General features: G+C 71.2%; 13 protein-coding genes and 1 pseudogene. 9 read left to right on the forward strand and 5 right to left on the reverse strand.

What is annotated here, in order from left to right; all coding sequences use genetic code 11:
• Nucleotides 1-171: 171 nt before the first annotated feature.
• Nucleotides 172-1,329, forward strand: coding sequence for a D-alanine--D-alanine ligase family protein (locus OC490_RS18730; protein WP_262059098.1), 1,158 nt, complete (start codon nucleotides 172-174; stop codon nucleotides 1,327-1,329).
• A 22-nt stretch (nucleotides 1,330-1,351) separates the two neighbouring features.
• On the opposite strand, the pseudogene OC490_RS18735 reads toward OC490_RS18730, so the two are convergent.
• A pseudogene (locus OC490_RS18735) lies at nucleotides 1,352-1,839 on the reverse strand (DUF3515 domain-containing protein); the annotation flags it as partial.
• 20 nt (nucleotides 1,840-1,859) lie between these two features.
• On the reverse strand, nucleotides 1,860-2,093 hold the full coding sequence (locus OC490_RS18740; RefSeq protein WP_019068732.1) for an Lrp/AsnC family transcriptional regulator: 234 nt from the start codon (nucleotides 2,091-2,093) through the stop codon (nucleotides 1,860-1,862).
• 203 nt (nucleotides 2,094-2,296) lie between these two features.
• On the opposite strand from OC490_RS18740, the gene OC490_RS18745 reads away from it, so the two are divergent.
• Together OC490_RS18745 and thiD are read left to right on the forward strand one after the other, a co-directional pair.
• On the forward strand, nucleotides 2,297-3,262 hold the full coding sequence (locus OC490_RS18745) for a thiamine-phosphate kinase (RefSeq protein WP_019068733.1): 966 nt from the start codon (nucleotides 2,297-2,299) through the stop codon (nucleotides 3,260-3,262).
• Complete coding sequence (thiD, locus tag OC490_RS18750; RefSeq protein ID WP_262059099.1) at nucleotides 3,259-4,053, forward strand: bifunctional hydroxymethylpyrimidine kinase/phosphomethylpyrimidine kinase; 795 nt, start codon at nucleotides 3,259-3,261, stop codon at nucleotides 4,051-4,053. The genes OC490_RS18745 and thiD overlap by 4 nt, the downstream gene beginning before the upstream one ends.
• Nucleotides 4,054-4,167: 114 nt before the next feature.
• On the opposite strand, the gene rpmB is transcribed toward thiD, so the two are convergent.
• On the reverse strand, nucleotides 4,168-4,353 hold the full coding sequence (gene rpmB / locus OC490_RS18755) for a 50S ribosomal protein L28 (protein WP_004924906.1): 186 nt from the start codon (nucleotides 4,351-4,353) through the stop codon (nucleotides 4,168-4,170).
• Nucleotides 4,354-4,610: 257 nt separating this feature from the next.
• On the opposite strand from rpmB, the gene OC490_RS18760 reads away from it, so the two are divergent.
• Nucleotides 4,611-6,299, forward strand: a complete 1,689-nt coding sequence (locus OC490_RS18760) for a DAK2 domain-containing protein (protein ID WP_262059248.1) — start codon at nucleotides 4,611-4,613, stop codon at nucleotides 6,297-6,299.
• A 14-nt stretch (nucleotides 6,300-6,313) separates the two neighbouring features.
• Here the strand turns inward: OC490_RS18760 and OC490_RS18765 are convergent, their stop codons facing one another.
• On the reverse strand, nucleotides 6,314-9,253 hold the full coding sequence (locus tag OC490_RS18765; protein ID WP_262059100.1) for a tetratricopeptide repeat protein: 2,940 nt from the start codon (nucleotides 9,251-9,253) through the stop codon (nucleotides 6,314-6,316).
• Nucleotides 9,253-11,079 carry an HSP90 family protein gene (locus OC490_RS18770; protein WP_262059101.1) on the reverse strand — a complete coding sequence of 609 codons (1,827 nt, stop codon included), beginning with the start codon at nucleotides 11,077-11,079 and terminating at the stop codon, nucleotides 9,253-9,255. Before OC490_RS18770 ends, OC490_RS18765 begins: the two co-directional genes overlap by 1 nt.
• 168 nt (nucleotides 11,080-11,247) lie before the next feature.
• Here OC490_RS18770 and recG point away from each other — a divergent pair, with 168 nt between their 5' ends.
• The 5 genes from recG (at nucleotide 11,248) to OC490_RS18795 (ending at nucleotide 16,624) form a co-directional block, all read left to right on the forward strand.
• Entirely contained in the window at nucleotides 11,248-13,455 is a 2,208-nt protein-coding gene (gene recG / locus OC490_RS18775) for an ATP-dependent DNA helicase RecG (protein ID WP_262059102.1), read from the forward strand.
• A gap of 106 nt (nucleotides 13,456-13,561) precedes the next feature.
• The gene (gene rsmD / locus OC490_RS18780; protein WP_262059103.1) at nucleotides 13,562-14,149 is read left to right on the forward strand and encodes a 16S rRNA (guanine(966)-N(2))-methyltransferase RsmD; all 588 of its coding nucleotides are present in this window, start codon (nucleotides 13,562-13,564) and stop codon (nucleotides 14,147-14,149) included.
• A gap of 26 nt (nucleotides 14,150-14,175) precedes the next feature.
• On the forward strand, nucleotides 14,176-14,655 hold the full coding sequence (coaD, locus tag OC490_RS18785) for a pantetheine-phosphate adenylyltransferase (protein WP_262059104.1): 480 nt from the start codon (nucleotides 14,176-14,178) through the stop codon (nucleotides 14,653-14,655).
• A gap of 99 nt (nucleotides 14,656-14,754) precedes the next feature.
• Nucleotides 14,755-15,837, forward strand: a complete 1,083-nt coding sequence (locus OC490_RS18790) for an ATP synthase F0 subunit B (protein WP_262059105.1) — start codon at nucleotides 14,755-14,757, stop codon at nucleotides 15,835-15,837.
• Nucleotides 15,838-15,970: 133 nt separating this feature from the next.
• Nucleotides 15,971-16,624, forward strand: coding sequence for a YceD family protein (locus tag OC490_RS18795; RefSeq protein ID WP_262059106.1), 654 nt, complete (start codon nucleotides 15,971-15,973; stop codon nucleotides 16,622-16,624).
• Nucleotides 16,625-16,626: the final 2 nt, after the last annotated feature.

The following is a 16,626-nucleotide window of genomic DNA, read 5'->3' on the forward strand; positions in this document are numbered from 1 at the left end:
GCGCTCCGCTGGGTGGGGCCGTGGGCTGGGGGCGCCTTGTGCCGTCGGGTGGCTGCGGGTCCGTCGTGGCCGAGCGCGCAGTTCCCCGCGCCCCTTCAGGGCGCTGCACGAACCGCCCGTCGTCAACCGACGCTGTATCACAGCAGTACCACCGGGTACGCTCATCGCGATATGAGCACCGAGAACCTCTCCCAGAGCCCTGAGCAGCCGCCTCGCAAGCCGCGTGTGGCCGTCGTGTTCGGCGGTCGCAGCTCCGAACACGGGATCTCCGTGGTCACCGCCGGCGCCGTCCTCGCGGCCATCGACCGGACCAAGTACGACGTCCTGCCGATCGGCATCACCCGCGAAGGCCGCTGGGCCCTCACCGCCGACGCGCCGGAACGCATGGCGATCACCGACCGCCGCACCCCGGACGTCGACGAGCTCACCGAGTCGAGCGAGGGCGGAGTGGTGCTCCCGCTCGACCCCGGGAACCGCGAAGTCGTCATCAGCGAACCGGGATCCGTGCCCAAGGCCCTCGGCGAGGTCGACGTCGTCTTCCCCGTCCTGCACGGCCCCTACGGCGAGGACGGCACCCTCCAGGGACTCCTGGAGCTGTCCGGTGTGCCGTACGTGGGCGCCGGTGTGCTCGCCTCGGCCGTCGGCCAGGACAAGGAGTACATGAAGCGGGTGTTCACCTCGTTCGGCCTCAAGGTCGGCCCCTACGTGGTGATCCGGCCGCGCGAGTGGGCGCGGGACCAGTCCGCCGCCCGCAAGAAGATCGTCGACTTCGCCGGTGAGCACGGCTGGCCGCTGTTCGTGAAGCCCGCGCGCGCGGGTTCGTCGATCGGCATCACCAAGGTCGACGATCTGTCCGGACTCGACGAGGCGATCGAGGAGGCGCAGCGGCACGACCCGAAGATCCTCGTGGAGGCCGCGCTGCGCGGACGCGAGATCGAGTGCGGGGTGCTGGAGTTCGAGGACGGGCCGCGGGCCAGCGTGCCGGCCGAGATCCCGCCGCCCCAGGAGCACGCGTACTACGACTTCGAGGCGAAGTACATCGACTCGACCCCCGGTATCGTGCCCGCCCCGCTGACGCCCGAGGAGACCGCCGAGGTCCAGCGGCTCGCGGTGGACGCCTTCGACGCGGCCTCCTGCGAGGGGCTGGTGCGGGCGGACTTCTTCCTCACGGAGGACGGCGAGTTCGTCATCAACGAGATCAACACGATGCCCGGATTCACGCCGATCTCGATGTACCCGAAGATGTGGGAGGCCAGCGGCGTCCCCTACGGGGAGCTGGTCGACCTCCTCGTGCAGGCCGCGCTGCGCCGTTCGACCGGACTGCGCTGAGCGGGTCGCTCCGGTCTGTCCAGTCGGCGATCCCTGCGGGGATCGCCTTCCGACGGACTTCGCCAGGTCGACCAGGGGCGCCAGACCGTCTCCGGTGCACACCTTCGGGATGGTCACCTCGACGTACGCCCTGCGCAGCGTCGTGGTGAACCGGAAGGACCCGTCGTCCTGTTTCTGCAGCAGCCGGCCGACGCCGTTCACCTCGACGCCGTCGGCCTCGGGGTCGTTCATCTTCGCGGGTCTCACGACACCGCAGCGCAGTATGATCGCCGGGTTCCCCCAGCCCGCGGTCAGCGCGGACGCGGGCTCGGGATCCCGGCGGCCCTGGCCGTCGACCTTCGACGGCAGCACCTTGTCCAGATTCCGGCACAGCCCGGTGACCTTCGCGCCCGGTGAGGGAACCGCCGCCGACGCGTTGTCGTCTGCCGAGGAGCAGCCCGCGAGGGTGATCAGCGGGGCGAGCACGGACAGCCCGATGACAGAACGGCGCCGGTGACGGAGAGAGTTCACCGGCCAGGGGTAGACGGGGGCTACAGATGCACCACCGGGCAGGTCAGGGTGCGGGTGATGCCGTCCACTTGCTGGACTTTGGCGACCACCATGCGGCCGAGGTCGTCGACCGTGTCGGCCTGGGCGCGCACGATCACGTCGTACGGTCCTGTCACGTCCTCGGCCTGGATCACACCGGGAATCTTGCTGATCGTGTCGGCGACGGTCGACGCCTTGCCGACCTCCGTCTGGATCAGGATGTACGCCTGTACCACGGAACCTCCAGGGCGGCCACGAGGATCATGTGGGGAAAAGGAACGCCACGGTATCGCGTCGCCGCTCACCGCGGGGAGACCCGCGGAAGCCCTTCCCCTCGTGCCGGGACGTGGGCACGACTGAAGTCGACGGTCACCTCGACCGTACCGAGCACACCGACGGCTCGCGACCGGGCGCTGCCGTCACGAGAAGAGGACGAACGATGAAGGGCACCGTCGGTGAGTTGGGGGAGTTCGGGCTCATCAGGGAGCTCACTTCCCGACTCACCACCACTCCCTCGGTCCGGGTCGGCCCCGGCGACGACGCCGCGGTCGTCGCCGCGCCCGACCGCAGGGTCGTGGCGAGCACCGACATCCTGCTGGAGGGGCGGCACTTCCGCCGCGACTGGTCCACCGCCTACGACGTCGGACGCAAGGCCGCCGCGCAGAACCTCGCGGACATCGCCGCGATGGGCGCCGTACCGACCGCGCTGCTCCTCGGACTGGTCGTGCCGGCCGAACTCCCGGTCACCTGGCCCATGGAGCTGATGGACGGCCTGCGCGACGAGTGCCAGGTCGCGGGTGCCTCGGTGGTCGGCGGCGATGTCGTACGAGGCGACACGATCATGGTGTCGATCACCGCGCTCGGTGATCTGCGCGGCCGGGAGCCGGTCACCCGGGCCGGCGCGCAGCCCGGTGACGTGGTCGCGGTGACCGGCTGGCTGGGCTGGTCCGCGGCCGGGTACGCGGTGCTGTCGCGGGGCTTCCGCTCGCCGCGCGCGTTCGTGGAGGCGCATCGGCGTCCCGAGCCGCCGTATCACGCGGGTCCGGCGGCGGCCGGGCTCGGCGCGACCTCGATGTGCGACGTCAGCGACGGGCTGATCGCCGATCTCGGGCACATCGCCGAGTCGAGCAAGGTCCGGATCGACATCCGCTCGGGCGCGATCGACATCCCGACCCAGATGCACGACATCGGACAGGCCGTCGGCGTCGACCCCATCCAGTGGGTGCTCACCGGGGGAGAGGACCACGCGATCGTGGCGACCTTCGCACCGGACGTGAAGCTGCCGGCCCGCTGGAAGGTGATCGGCGAGGTCCTCAACCCGTCAGCGCTGCCCCAGGTGACCGTCGACGGGGCGCCGTGGACCAGCAAGGGCGGCTGGGACCACTTCGGGGACATCGAGTCGTGAAACCGCTTGTGCTGACCGTGGCCGGCTCCGACTCCGGTGGAGGGGCCGGAATCCAGGCCGACTTGAAGACGATGCTGGCGCTCGGCGTGCACGGCATGAGCGTCGTCACCGCCGTCACCGCGCAGAACTCCCTTGGCGTGCAAGGCGCTTGGGAACTTCCGGCGGAGGCGGTGCGCGCCCAGTACCGCAGCGTCGTCGACGACATCGGCGTACAGGCCGTGAAGACCGGGATGCTGGCGTCGGCCGAACTCGTCGAGACGGTCGCGGAGTTGCTCGCGGGGACGGACGCCCCGGCCGTCGTCGACCCGGTCGGCATCTCGAAGCACGGGGACTCGCTGCTGGCGGACTCCGCGCTGGACGCCGTACGCACGAAGCTGCTTCCGGTCGCGACCGTGGCGACGCCGAACCTCGACGAGGTGGCGCAGCTGACCGGCGTACGGGTCGAGACGGAGGGGCAGTTGCGGGACGCCGCGTCGGCTGTTCTCGCGTACGGGCCGCGCTGGGTGTTGATCAAGGGCGGTCATCTGCCGGGTGATGCGGTGGATCTGTTGACCGACGGCTCCGAGGAGCACTGGCTGCGCGCGCCCCGCTACGACAACCGGCACACCCACGGCACGGGCTGCACGCTCGCCTCGGCGATCGCCGCGCACCTTGCGATGGGGCGGTCGGTGCCGGAGGCGGTGACGGCGGCCAAGGAGTACGTCACCGGGGCGATCGCGGCCGGGTTCGCGCTGGGGGGCGGGATCGGGCCTGTGGATCACGGGTGGGCGCTACGGCGTGGGCTCTCCTGAAGCGCGGGTTGTCCGAAGCGCGGGTCTTCTGGCATGGCACGGCAAAAAGCCGGCCCACACGAGGTGGACCGGCTCGATGCAGCGAACCAGCAGTGGCCGCGCGCTAGCAGTACGTCAGCGCGAGACCTTGCCGGCCTTGATGCACGAGGTGCAAGCGTTCACGCGCTTCGGCGTCCCGCCGACCACGGTACGAACGCGCTGGATGTTCGGGTTCCAGCGACGCGGCGTACGGCGGTGCGAGTGCGAGATGTTGTTGCCGAAGCCCGGCCCCTTGCCGCAGACGTCGCAGTTGGCAGCCACGGGTCACTCCAAAGACTTCAGATGCACAGATGCACTTACGGATGATCCCGGCACGCCGGGATCAGGATCTAGGATCTGATGTGGCGCTGCCAGGGGGGATGGCCCGATCGGGATCGGGCAACCGGAGCAGCATACAACGACTGCGCCGGTTCAACGAAACTACCATGCCTGGTCGAGGGCCTGCTCCGGCCCTCCTCGGGCCCGGCCCCCTCCGGGGTCTACGCTGCGTGCCAGTCCAGCAGCTCAAGGAGGCGCAGGTGCCGCAGGTGCCGCAGACATTCTTCGATGCTCTCGCGGTGCGTACCTGGTGCGGTCTCGCGCTGCGCGCGCTGGGGCGTGCGCGCGAGGAGATCGACGCCATCAACGTGTATCCCGTAGCGGACGGCGACACCGGCACCAACCTCTACCTGACCATGGAGTCCGCCGTCACGACCGTCGAGGCGGTGTTCGCCGGACACGGCACCCTGACCGAGCAGAAGCCGCCGCTGGCCGACGCCGCCCACGCGATGGCCCACGGGGCGCTCATAGGGGCGCGCGGCAACTCCGGGACGATCCTCGCGCAGCTGCTGCGGGGCATGGCCCAGGTGCTCGCCGCCGACGGTGAGACGGCTCACACGGACGGGGAGGGGCTGCGGCTCGCGCTGCGGCACGCGGCCGACTCCGCCCGGCAGGCCGTGGCCCACCCGGTCGAGGGCACGGTCCTCTCGGTCGCCTCGGCGGCGGCCGACGCGGCCGACGACACCGAGGGCGACTGCGGGACGGTGGCGCGGGCCGCCTACGACGGGGCGTGCGCGGCGCTGGCCGCGACCCCGGGGCAGCTGGCCGTCCTGGAGCGCGCGGGAGTGGTCGACGCGGGCGGACGGGGGCTGGTGGCGGTGCTGGCCGCACTGGTGGAGACGTTCACCCGGGAGGCGCCGGTCTTCGGGGGGCACGCACGCGTGGAGGCCGTTTCGGCTTCCGGTGCTCCCGGGGTCGACGACGTCCTCCTCTGCGAGGACGACCCGACAGCAGCCCAGGAGGGCGGTCCCGCCTACGAGGTGATCTACCTCCTGGAGGCCGAGGACACGGCCGTGACCCGACTGCGGGACCGGCTCGACGCGCTCGGCGACTCGCTCGTCGTCGTCGGCGGCGACGGCCTCTGGAACGTCCATGTGCACGTCGACGACGCCGGCGCCGCCGTGGAGGCGGGCGTCGAGGCCGGCCGGCCGTACCGCATCCGGATCACCCACTTCGGGCTCGGCGACGTCCACACCACCGGCGCCGAACGGCCGCCCCGGGAGCGCGCCCAGCGGGCCGTCGTCGCCGTCGTCCCCGGCGAGGGACTGGCGGGGCTCTACGGCGAGGCCGGCGCGACCACCGTGCTCGCGCGCCCCGGGGAGCCGCCCGCCAGCGGGGAGCTGGTCGATGCCCTGCGGCGGGCACACGCGCGTGAGGTCGTACTGCTGCCCAACGACGCCGACCTGCGGCACACGGCGGCGGCAGCGGCCGAGCAGGCCCGCGCCGAGGGCATCCGGGTCGCGCTGATCCCGACGCGCTCCGCGGTCCAGGGGATCGCCGCGCTCGCCGTGCACGAGCCCGAGCGCCGCTTCGACGAGGACGTCGTCTCCATGACCTCGGCGGCCGGCGCGACCCGCTACGCCGAGGTCGCCGTCGCCGAACGCCAGTCCTGGACCATGGCCGGCATCTGCCAGGCCGGGGACGTCCTGGGCCTCGTCGACGGCGACGTGGCGGTGATCGGCGCCGATGTCACCGCCACCGCCCGGGCCGTCCTCGACCGCATGCTCGCGGCCGGCGGCGAACTCGTCACCCTCGTCCTCGGCGACGAGGCCCCCGAGAGCGTCACCGACGTCCTGGAGGTCCACGTCCGCGAGTCGTACCTCGCCGTCGACACGGTCGTGTACCGGGGCGGCCGGCAGGGCGCGCTGCTGCTCATCGGCGTCGAGTAGGGCCGAAGTAGGGCCTACTTGTCGGTCTGCTCCTCCATCAGCTGGAGCAGCTGCTCCGCCTCGGCGCGACGGGCCCGTACCGTCTCGTCGCCGTCGTCGGCACCCTCGTAGGCCTTCAGCACGCCACGCGCACGTGCCGCCGCGTCCGCGGGACGGCTGAGGTCCGCCTCCAGCCAGCCCGCGGCGAGTTCGGCGGCGGTGCGGGTGTGCACGGCGCCCTCCCCGAGGGCGGCGAAGACCGCGACGGCCTCCGCGGTCTGCGTCAGCGCGTCCTCGAACGCGCCCTGGATCGCGGTGTCCTCGGCCTCCTCGGCGACGGAACGCGCCAGCAGCTCGCCGAACTGCCGGTGCGTGTGGCCGAGTTCACCGGTGAGCCGCTGCCGCGTCTCCTCGTCGTCCGTCACCAGCAGGGCCGCCTCGCACTCCTCGATCGCGGCCGACATCAACTCCCGCGCGCCGTCCAGGCCCAGGTCCGCCAGGTCCGCGCGCAACGCCAGCCAGGCGCGGGCGCGCAGCGAACGCACCAGCCCGTGCACGTTCCCCAGGGATCGCCACAGGTCGCCCGCGCGCGTGTATGCCTGGTCCGCCTCGGTGTGCAGCCCCGCGTGCCCCAGGGACTCGGCGGCGAGATGGGCGAGCGTCGCGTGGTCGTGCTGCTCGGGCCAGTGCCGGGCGATCTCGGCCGCCTGCAACCGCCGTTCGGCAGCCGCCCGGTGCTCGCCCAGCTCGCTCAGACAGTCCCCGAGCCACCACTTCGTCTGTACGACCGCGCCGTCGCCGTGCGTCTCGGCACTCAAGTCGGGCAGCGCCGACTCCAGCACCTCCGCGGCCTCGGCCCACCGGCCCTGACGCAGCAGGAAGCCGCCCAGCTGGTGCCGTGCCCAGGCGCCCAGCGTCGGGCCCTCGCCCGCCTCGTCGGACCAGTGCGCGGCCTCCAGGGCGTGTTCCGCCGCCTCCTGGGCCCGGCCCCGGCCGCCGAGCACCTCGGCGAGCTGGAGGTGCAGCTGTGCCCGCCCCGGCGCCTCCAGATACGGCCCACCGTGCTCCAGGGCGGCCCGCAGTGCCCGCTCCGTCTCCGCGATGTCGCCGAGCTGATGGGCGAGCCCGGCCAGCCGGGCCTCGTACTCCACCGCGAACCACGGCAGCCCCGCGCCCACGAATGCCGTCGACGCCTTCGCGAACAGTCGGACGGCGGTCTCCGCGTCCCCGCCCCGCAGCGCGAGTTCGGCGAGCATCGCCTGCCCCTCGGCCCCCCGCGCGGCCAGCCGGACATCATCCCCGGTGTGCCCGTCGACCAGGGCCAGCACCTCCCGGACGGCGGCCTCGGCGGCGGCCAGGACCTCGCCGTCGGGGGAGTCGCCCGAGGGATCCTCGTGCACGCCCCGCATCAGGACGCGCGCCCGGCTCATCAGCACACCCGCCGCCTGCCGTACGCCCGTGGCGCCCTCGGCGTACAGGGCGAGCACCCCGTCGTACGGCTCGGCGATCGCCGCGAGGGCCTCGTCGACCTCGCCCGTGAGAGCGCGTACGTACGCCCCGCGCGCGCGTGCCGCCCACGCCTCCCCGGGGTCGCCCGCCTCCGCGTACAGCTCCGCGGCGCGCTCGAAGAGGGCGATGCCCTCGGGGCCCCGGTCCATCGCCTGGTGGTCGGCGATCTCCGCGCGGTCGAGGGCGGCAAGCTCGACGCCCTCGGCGGCCCGGGCGACGGCCAACCAGGCCTCCACGGCGTGCGGTTGCAGGGTGTCCGACAGTCGCCGCGCCTCCGCGAGCAGCGCGGAGAGGTCCTTCTCCGGGGCCGGTCCGGGGGTGGGTTCGGTCACCGGTGCCGTGGTCGGCCGGCCCGCCGAACGCACTCCCAGGGGCAGCCGTTCCACCAGGGGACGCTGATCCATACGCGCGCGTGCCCGGTCGCCGACACGGGTCGTGCCGTTGCGCTCGTCGAAGCGGGCGGCCAGTGCGAGGGCCTCCACGCGCGCGTGGGCGGCGAGTTCACGTGCCGTCCAGGGCCGGCCGGCCGGTCCCGGCACCCGCTGGTCGCCGAGCCCCAACTCGGTCAGCCGGTCCATCAGCAACGTCACCACGGACAGGAACTCCAGCCCGCTGCGCGGGTTCCCGGAGTCCGTGAAGTACGCCGGACGCTCCGCCAGCAGCTCCAGACCGCGCGCCTCGTTGCCGCTCAGCGCGCAGAACTCCACATGGTCCGCGTACGCGCCCCGCATGCTCTCCATGGGCCGTACGAGCCGGAAGCCCCGCAGATGATGGGCGCGCGCCTCGTCGGCCCGCCCCAGGCGCAGCAGCGGGGCCAGGGAGGACGCGAGGACGGTGTGCGGTTCGTGGGCGCAGGTGAACTCGCCCTCCAGGACCGGACCCCACAGATCGAGGGCCTCGGCGTCCCGCCCCCGCTCGACCTGCCACGCGCCCTGGCTGTGCAGTTCGCACGCGTGGCAGTCGGCCATGGTGTCCCGGTCGGCGGCCAGCCACGCGGTGTACGCCCGATCGGCCCGCGCCAGGTCCCCGACGTGCGAGGCGACGCTGAACTCGGCGCTGCGCACCGCCCGTTCGGAGTGCCCGGCCAGCCGGTAGCGGTGCTCCATCTCGGCGAGCCACTTCTCGATCGACGCGAGCGGGATGTGCGGCTGGCCCAGCATCCCGGACGACATCCACTTGAAGACCCAGTGCAGCGAGTGGATCTCGTACTCGTCGAAGTCCTCGGGCCGTTCGTCCCACATGCGCAACAGGCGCGCGAAGGGGACGAACATCTTGTCCTTCTCGGAGCTGTAGTTGTAGACCTTCAGCTGGTGTCCGAGCGCCTCGATCACCGCGAGGGGGATGTCCAACTTCTCGGCCTCGGCGAGCAGTTGCTCCGCGCGCGCGTTGCGGGCCGGTCCCTCCGGCTCCTCGGAGTTCTCGGCCATCGCCCGGCGCAGCGCGTCGAAGTCCGTGATCCCTGTCATCAGTGGTCGCCCTCCCCGTGTGTGGCCCACTCCAGGAGGCCGATGAACGCCCGGTTCAGCAGTGCCGAGTCGGCGGGGCGCAGTGGTCGCTGCGCCATCAGGAGTGCCTGCCCGTAGAGCGACTCCGTGGCCGTCCCGATCAGGTCTCTGTCCTTGAGCGAACTGATCCGCCGGATCAGCGGGTTGAGATGGTTGAGCACCAGACGCGCCCGGGGCGCACTGCCCCGCAGCGAGCCCAGGATGCCCGCCCACAGGTCGTCGGCCTGCTCCTCGGCCTCCGCGCGGGCCTGCTCGTGCCGGGCCGAGCGGTCGTCCAGGTGCAGCGCGGGCACCGACAGCGGATGGAACGCCCGAAGGACCACATCGCAGCCCAGGGGGTCCAGCTTGGCCCGCGCGGCGGCCAGGAAGTCCGCCAGCGCCAGCTCCTCGGCCGGGTCGACCGAGTCCAGGTGCGCGGTCACGGTGTCCGAGTCCAGCTCGGCGACCACCGTCCCCGGGCGCACCGAAGGCAGCGCCTCGACCAGCTCGCCGTCGTAGGTGTAGCCGCCGTTGATCACCCCGATGCCCTGCGCGGACGCGATCGGGGCGACCTGCCGGTACTCCTCGACGGTCCGCGTGAAGTGCACCACCGGATGCCGCTGCGCGAACTCCTCCAGGGAGACCCGTCCGTCGGTCGTCTCGAAGGGGAGCCACGGCAGCATCGTGCGCAGCATCTCCGGGTCGTGCCGCGCCAGGGACTTCACCCCCAGGTGATGCACCGAGAGGAACGCGGCCAGCCGCTCCGGATCACCGCCCGCCAGCCCGGTCAGCCAGGAGCGAATCCTTTCCCCCAGCGCCTCCCGTACAGCGGCCAGCGTCTCGTCCTCGTACAGCGACTCGCGCGAGGCCGTGGGCCGCAGACTGTCCGTGTCCAGCACGCAGCGCACGAAGAACGCCCAGTCGGGAAGCAGCTGTTCGGCCCGCTCGGTCAGCAGCATGCCCTTGAGATGCACCCGGTGCGTCGCACGCTGCGCGGGGCTCACCGCCGACGGCAGCACATAGGCGACCCCGCGGATCCCGGCGAGCGGCACGGACAGCTCGATCGAGTCCAACGGTGTGAACCCGAACAGCTCGTGACAGTGCCGGGCCAGCGCCACCCTGCGGGTGCCGGGACTCGGATACGACCGGTCCCAGGGCGCCGGCAGATCGGTGATCGCCTCACCGTCCACCCGCACGTCGTACGGCAGCAACGCCCCGAAGTCCCGCGCCAGCGCGAGAACCCGCTCCTTGGTGAGCCACTCGCCGGCCCCGGCGCGCGCCACCAGGTGCACGGTGGTGCCCGGTTCGGGATGCTCGGCGGCGGGCAAGGTCCGCACGGTGTACGACCCGTCGTCCGTCGCCGTCCACTCCACGGGCGGCGCGTCGGGCGTACGGGCGCTGCGGCTGACGACCCGGATCCGCTCGGCCACCACGAAACAGGCGAGCAGCCCGATGCCGAACTGCCCGAGGAAGTCGGAACGGGCCTCCTGGAGCCCGTCGGCGCGCTTGGAGCTACGGCCGATGGTCGCGAGGAGGTTGTGCACGTCCGCCTCGGTGAGCCCGACGCCGGAGTCCTCGACGCGCAGGGTGCCCCCGTCGGCGTACAGCCGCACCAGGGCAGGGGAGTCGGGCTGTTCGGCCCGGCGGGCGGTGATCGCGTCCACCGCGTTCTGCAGCAGTTCGCGCAGATAGACCTTGGGGCTGGAGTAGAGGTGATGGGAGAGCAGGTCCACCAGACCGCGCAGGTCGACCTGGAACGTATGAGGTGGCTCTGATGCCTGGGATGACTGTGAGGTCTGGGAATCCATCGTCGCAGCGCCGAGGTGGGGGAAGGTGCGAACGGCGCGAGGGTCGGGCGGTCCCTGTGAGGCGGTGACCGCGGGGGATGGCCGGAGCGCGTCATCCTAAGCCCGAACGACCCGCCTGACCAGGGGTTTCGGGAGACGTATACGGCATTGTCAGTGGCGTGGTGTGCAATGGATCTCGTGCCCGCACTGGAAGAACCACTGAAAAAGGTGCTCGGCCCCGCCACCGCGAAGGTGATGGCCGAGCATCTCGGCCTGCACACAGTAGGCGACCTCCTGCACCACTACCCCCGCAGATACGAGGAGCGCGGCCAGCTCACGCACCTCGCCGACCTGCCGATGGACGAGCACGTCACCGTGGTCGCCCAGGTCGCCGATGCCCGGCTGCACACCTTCGCGTCCAGCAAGGCCCCCCGGGGCAAGGGCCAGCGACTCGAAGTCACGATCACGGACGGCAGCGGCCGGCTCCAACTCGTCTTCTTCGGCTCAGGAGTTCACAAACCCCACAAGGAACTCCTGCCGGGCACAAGCGCGATGTTCGCCGGCAAGGTCTCCGTCTTCAACCGCCGACTGCAACTCGCCCACCCGGCGTACGAGTTGCTGAAGGGCGACACCGAGGAGACGGTTGAGACCTGGGCGGGCACCCTGATCCCCATCTACCCCGCCACCGCCAAACTGGAGTCCTGGAAGATCGGCAAGGCCCTCCAGACAGCCCTGCCCAGCGCCCAGGAGGCCGTCGACCCCCTCCCGGACTCCCTCCGCGAGGGCCGCGGCCTGGTCTCCCTCCCGGAAGCCCTCCTCAAGATCCACCGCCCCCACACCAAGGCGGACATCGCCGCAGCCCGCGACCGCCTCAAGTGGGACGAGGCCTTCGTCCTCCAGGTAGCCCTGGCCCGCCGCCGCCACGCCGACGCCCAACTCCCGGCGGTGGCCCGCAAACCGTCGCCCGACGGCCTCCTCACCGCCTTCGACGACCGCCTCCCGTTCACCCTCACGGACGGGCAGGTGAAGGTGTCCAAGGAGATCTTCGACGACTTGGCCACCGAGCATCCGATGCATCGGTTGTTGCAGGGGGAGGTGGGATCGGGCAAGACGATGGTGGCCCTCCGCGCCATGCTCGCCGTGGTCGACGCGGGCGGTCAGGCCGCGATGCTCGCGCCCACCGAAGTGCTCGCGCAGCAGCATCACCGGTCCATCACCGAGATGATGGGGGAGCTGGCCGAGGGCGGGATGCTGGGCGGGGCGGATCGGGCCACCAAGGTCACGCTGCTCACCGGCTCGATGGGGACGGCCGGCCGCCGCCAGGCCCTCCTGGACCTCGTCACCGGCGAGGCCGGGATCGTGATCGGCACGCACGCGTTGATCGAGGACAAGGTGCAGTTCCACGACCTGGGCCTGGTCGTGGTCGACGAACAGCACCGCTTCGGCGTCGAGCAGCGCGACGCCCTGCGCGGCAAGGGCAAGCAGCCCCCGCACCTCCTCGTCATGACCGCCACCCCCATCCCGCGCACGGTCGCCATGACGGTCTTCGGCGACCTGGAGACCTCGGTCCTCGACCAGCTCCCGGCCGGCCGCTCACCCATCGCGAGCCATGTCGTCCCCGCCGCCGACAAACCCCACTTCCTGGCCCGCGCCTGGGAGCGGGTGCGCGAGGAGGTGGGCAACGGCCATCAGGCGTACGTCGTCTGCCCGCGCATCGGCGACGAGGAGGACGACCCCAAGAAGGCCGGCAAGAAGAAGTCCGCCGAGGACGAGGCCGAGAAGCGCCCACCGCTCGCCGTCCTCGACATCGCCGCCCAGCTGGCCAAGGGCCCGCTCCAGGGACTGAGGATCGAGGTGCTGCACGGCCGTATGCACCCGGACGACAAGGACGCCGTGATGCGCCGCTTCGCCGCCGGGGACACCGACGTCCTGGTCGCCACCACGGTCATCGAGGTCGGCGTCAACGTGCCCAACGCCACCGCGATGGTGATCATGGACGCCGACCGCTTCGGTGTCTCCCAACTCCACCAGCTCCGCGGCCGGGTGGGGCGTGGTTCGGCGGCCGGCCTCTGTCTCCTGGTCTCCGAGATGCCCGAGGCCAGCCCCGCCCGCCAACGCCTCAACGCCGTCGCCTCCACCCTCGACGGCTTCGAACTCTCCCGCATCGACCTCGAACAGCGGCGCGAGGGCGATGTGTTGGGGCAGGCCCAGTCCGGGGCCCGCACCTCCCTGCGGGTGCTGTCGGTCATCGAGGACGAGGAGGTCATCGCGGAGGCACGGGAGGAGGCGACGAGCGTGGTGGCGGCAGATCCCGAGCTGGAGCACCTCCCCGGGCTGCGCACAGCGCTGGACGCGCTGCTGGACGAGGAGAGAGAGCAGTACTTGGAGAAGGGCTGAGGCCGACCCACCCAGGGGCGCGGGGCTGTACTCCGTATGCGGCTACCGCCCCGTAGGCGCGACCAGCCACAATGAACCTGCACCGACCCACGAACAAGGACCTCAGATGACCCGCGTGATCGCCGGAGTGGCAGGCGGACGCCGACTCACCGTCCCCCCGGGCAACGGAACCCGCCCCACCTCCGACCGCGCACGCGAGGGCCTCTTCTCCACCTGGCAGTCCCTCCTCGGCGCTCCCCTGAACGGCGAAAGGGTCCTGGACCTGTACGCGGGTTCCGGCGCCGTAGGCCTCGAAGCCCTCTCCCGCGGCGCGAGCCACACCCTCCTCGTGGAGGCCGACGCGAAGGCCGCCCGGGTCATCAGGGAGAACGTCAAGAACGTCGGCCTCGCCGGCGCCGAGGTCAGGGCGGGCAAAGCCGAACAGGTCGTTCGGACGCCGGCGCCGACAGACCCGTACGACATCGTCTTTCTCGATCCGCCGTATGTTGTCCCAGATCACGATCTTCGGGAGATTCTCCTCACACTCCGGTCGGGGGGCTGGCTCGCGCCGGACGCTCTCGTCACCGTGGAGCGCAGCACCAGAGGCGGCGAATTCGGGTGGCCGGACGGTTTCGAGGGGATCCGGGCCCGTCGCTACGGCGAGGGGACCTTTTGGTACGGTCGCGCCGCCTCTACGTGCGAAGACGCACGATGACCGGACCGGAGAGCGAGGGAAATCAAGTGCGCCGCGCTGTTTGTCCGGGGTCCTTCGACCCCATCACCAATGGACACCTCGACATCATCGCCCGTGCCTCCCGGCTGTACGACGTCGTGCACGTCGTCGTGATGATCAACCAGTCGAAGAAGGGTCTGTTCACCGTCGACGAGCGGATCGAACTGATCCGCGAGGTCACCGCCGAGTTCGGCAACGTCCAGGTCGAGGCCTACCACGGGCTCCTCGTCGACTACTGCAAGCAGCGCGACATCCCCGCCATCGTCAAGGGCCTGCGCGCGGTCAGCGACTTCGACTACGAGCTCCAGATGGCCCAGATGAACAACGGACTCTCGGGCGTCGAAACCCTGTTCATCCCGACCAGCCCCACCTACAGCTTCCTGTCGTCCTCGCTGGTCAAGGAGGTCGCGACCTGGGGCGGCGACATCTCCCACCTGGTGCCGCCGGTGGTCCTGGAAGCGCTCAAGGGCCGGATCGGCAAGGCCTGAGGGACTGACTGTGCGTCACCCGGTGTCGGGCGGGACGGGAGGGGTCGTACAGTCGACCCGTCCGTCTCCAACACGTCGGTAGAGAGTGGCGAGCACACGGTGGACGTGCAGAAGAAGCTCGACGAGATCGTCTCCTCGGTCTCCAGCGCCCGGTCCATGCCCATGTCGGCCTCCTGCGTGGTCAACCGCGCCGAGCTGCTCACGCTGCTCGAAGAGGTGCGCGCGGCGCTGCCCGACTCGCTGGCCGAGGCGCAGGAGCTGATCGGCGGCCGGCACGAGATGGTCGAGCAGGCCCGTCAGGAGGCCGAGCGGATCATCCAGACCGCGCACGCCGAGCGTGGCTCGCTGATCTCCGACACCGAGGTCGCCCGCCGGTCGCAGAACGAGGCGGACCGCATCCTCGCCGAGGCCCGCCAGGAGGCCGAGGAGGTCCGCGCGGAGGCCGACGACTACGTCGACTCCAAGCTCGCCAACTTCGAGGTCGTCCTCACCAAGACCCTCGGGTCGGTGGGGCGAGGCCGCGAGAAGCTGCTCGGCACCGGTCCCGGCATCGACGACCAGGGCTACGAGGACGAGGACGCCCCCGAGCGCAGCCACGACCCGGAGACCCTGCGCCGCGACGCCGACGCGTACGTGGACGTCAAGCTCGGCGCCTTCGAGGCGGTCCTCGCCAAGACCCTGGAGGCCGTGGGGAAGGGCCGGCAGAAGCTGCACGGCCGGATCGCCAGTGACGACCTCGGCGCCCTGGCCTTCGACGCCGACGGCGGCCAGGTCCAGCACACCAGCGACGCCGACTACCTCGCCGACCTCGCGACCGTCACGGACACCCCGGTCTCGAACACCCCGGTCCAGCCCGAGCAGCAGGACTACGCCCCGCAGGCGGCCTACGACTACCAGCAGACCGGCCAGCAGCAGGATCCGTACGGCTACCAGCAGCAGGGTTACGCCCAGCCCCAGCAGCAGGACCCCTACGGCTACCAGCAGGCCGACCCCTACGCCTACCAGGGCTACGACACCGGCCAGCAGCCCGTGTACGACCCGAACCAGATGCAGCAGGCCCAGCTCGACCCCCAGCAGGCCCAGGGGCAGCAGGGCTACGCGCTCGACGAGACCAGCCTCTTCGACACCGGCATGATCAGCGCCGAGCAGCTTCGGGCGTACGAGCAGGGCCGAGGCCTGTAAGGGACCACCGGATTGGGCCGTGAGCGAAAGGTCCAGTATCCTGGCTCTTCGGTCGCGTGTACGTCCGCGATCCACGCTGCCCGGAAGCACCGAAGGGCAGCGCTCCTTGAGCTCAGCAGACCGAAAGACAGGAATGGCCCTGAACGCCCGCCTTGACCACCGCAACCCTCTCGTGTTCGACACTCACGAGCTGGGGCGGCGTCCTGGTGCGCTGCAGCGCCTGACCCGTTCGATCGACGCTCCCAAGGATCTCGGGATCCAGGGAGTCATCGGAGTGCCGGAAGGCGCCCCGGTGAAGCTCGACCTCCGCCTTGAGTCGGTCATGGAAGGGGTGCTTGTCACAGGCACCGCCCGTGCACAGGCCAAGGGGGAGTGCGTAAGGTGTCTGGAGCCGCTTGAGCTGTCGCTCGAAGCGGAATTCCAGGAGATGTTCTCGTACCCTGACGCCGACGACCGTGGCCGTGTGAAAGCGGAACCGGTCGACGACGCCGAGGAAGACGAGGACAGGCTCTTCATCGAGGACGGCCTGTTCGACCTCGAACCCGTGCTGCGCGATGCGGTGGTGCTCGCACTGCCGATGCAGCCGGTGTGCCAGGACGACTGTCCGGGCCTGTGCTCCGAATGCGGAGCGCGGCTCGCGGACGACCTGGACCACCACCATGACGCCGTCGACATCCGTTGGGCGGCACTGCAGGGACTCGCCGGTTCACTCGAAGACGGCGAGAAGGACGAGATCAGTGGCGAAGCGCCCCGACCGGCGCGCGCCAACGAGAAGCAGGAGAAGTAGCC

It is taken from the genome of Streptomyces sp. STR69 (assembly GCF_024519455.1).
GTDB lineage: Bacteria > Actinomycetota > Actinomycetes > Streptomycetales > Streptomycetaceae > Streptomyces.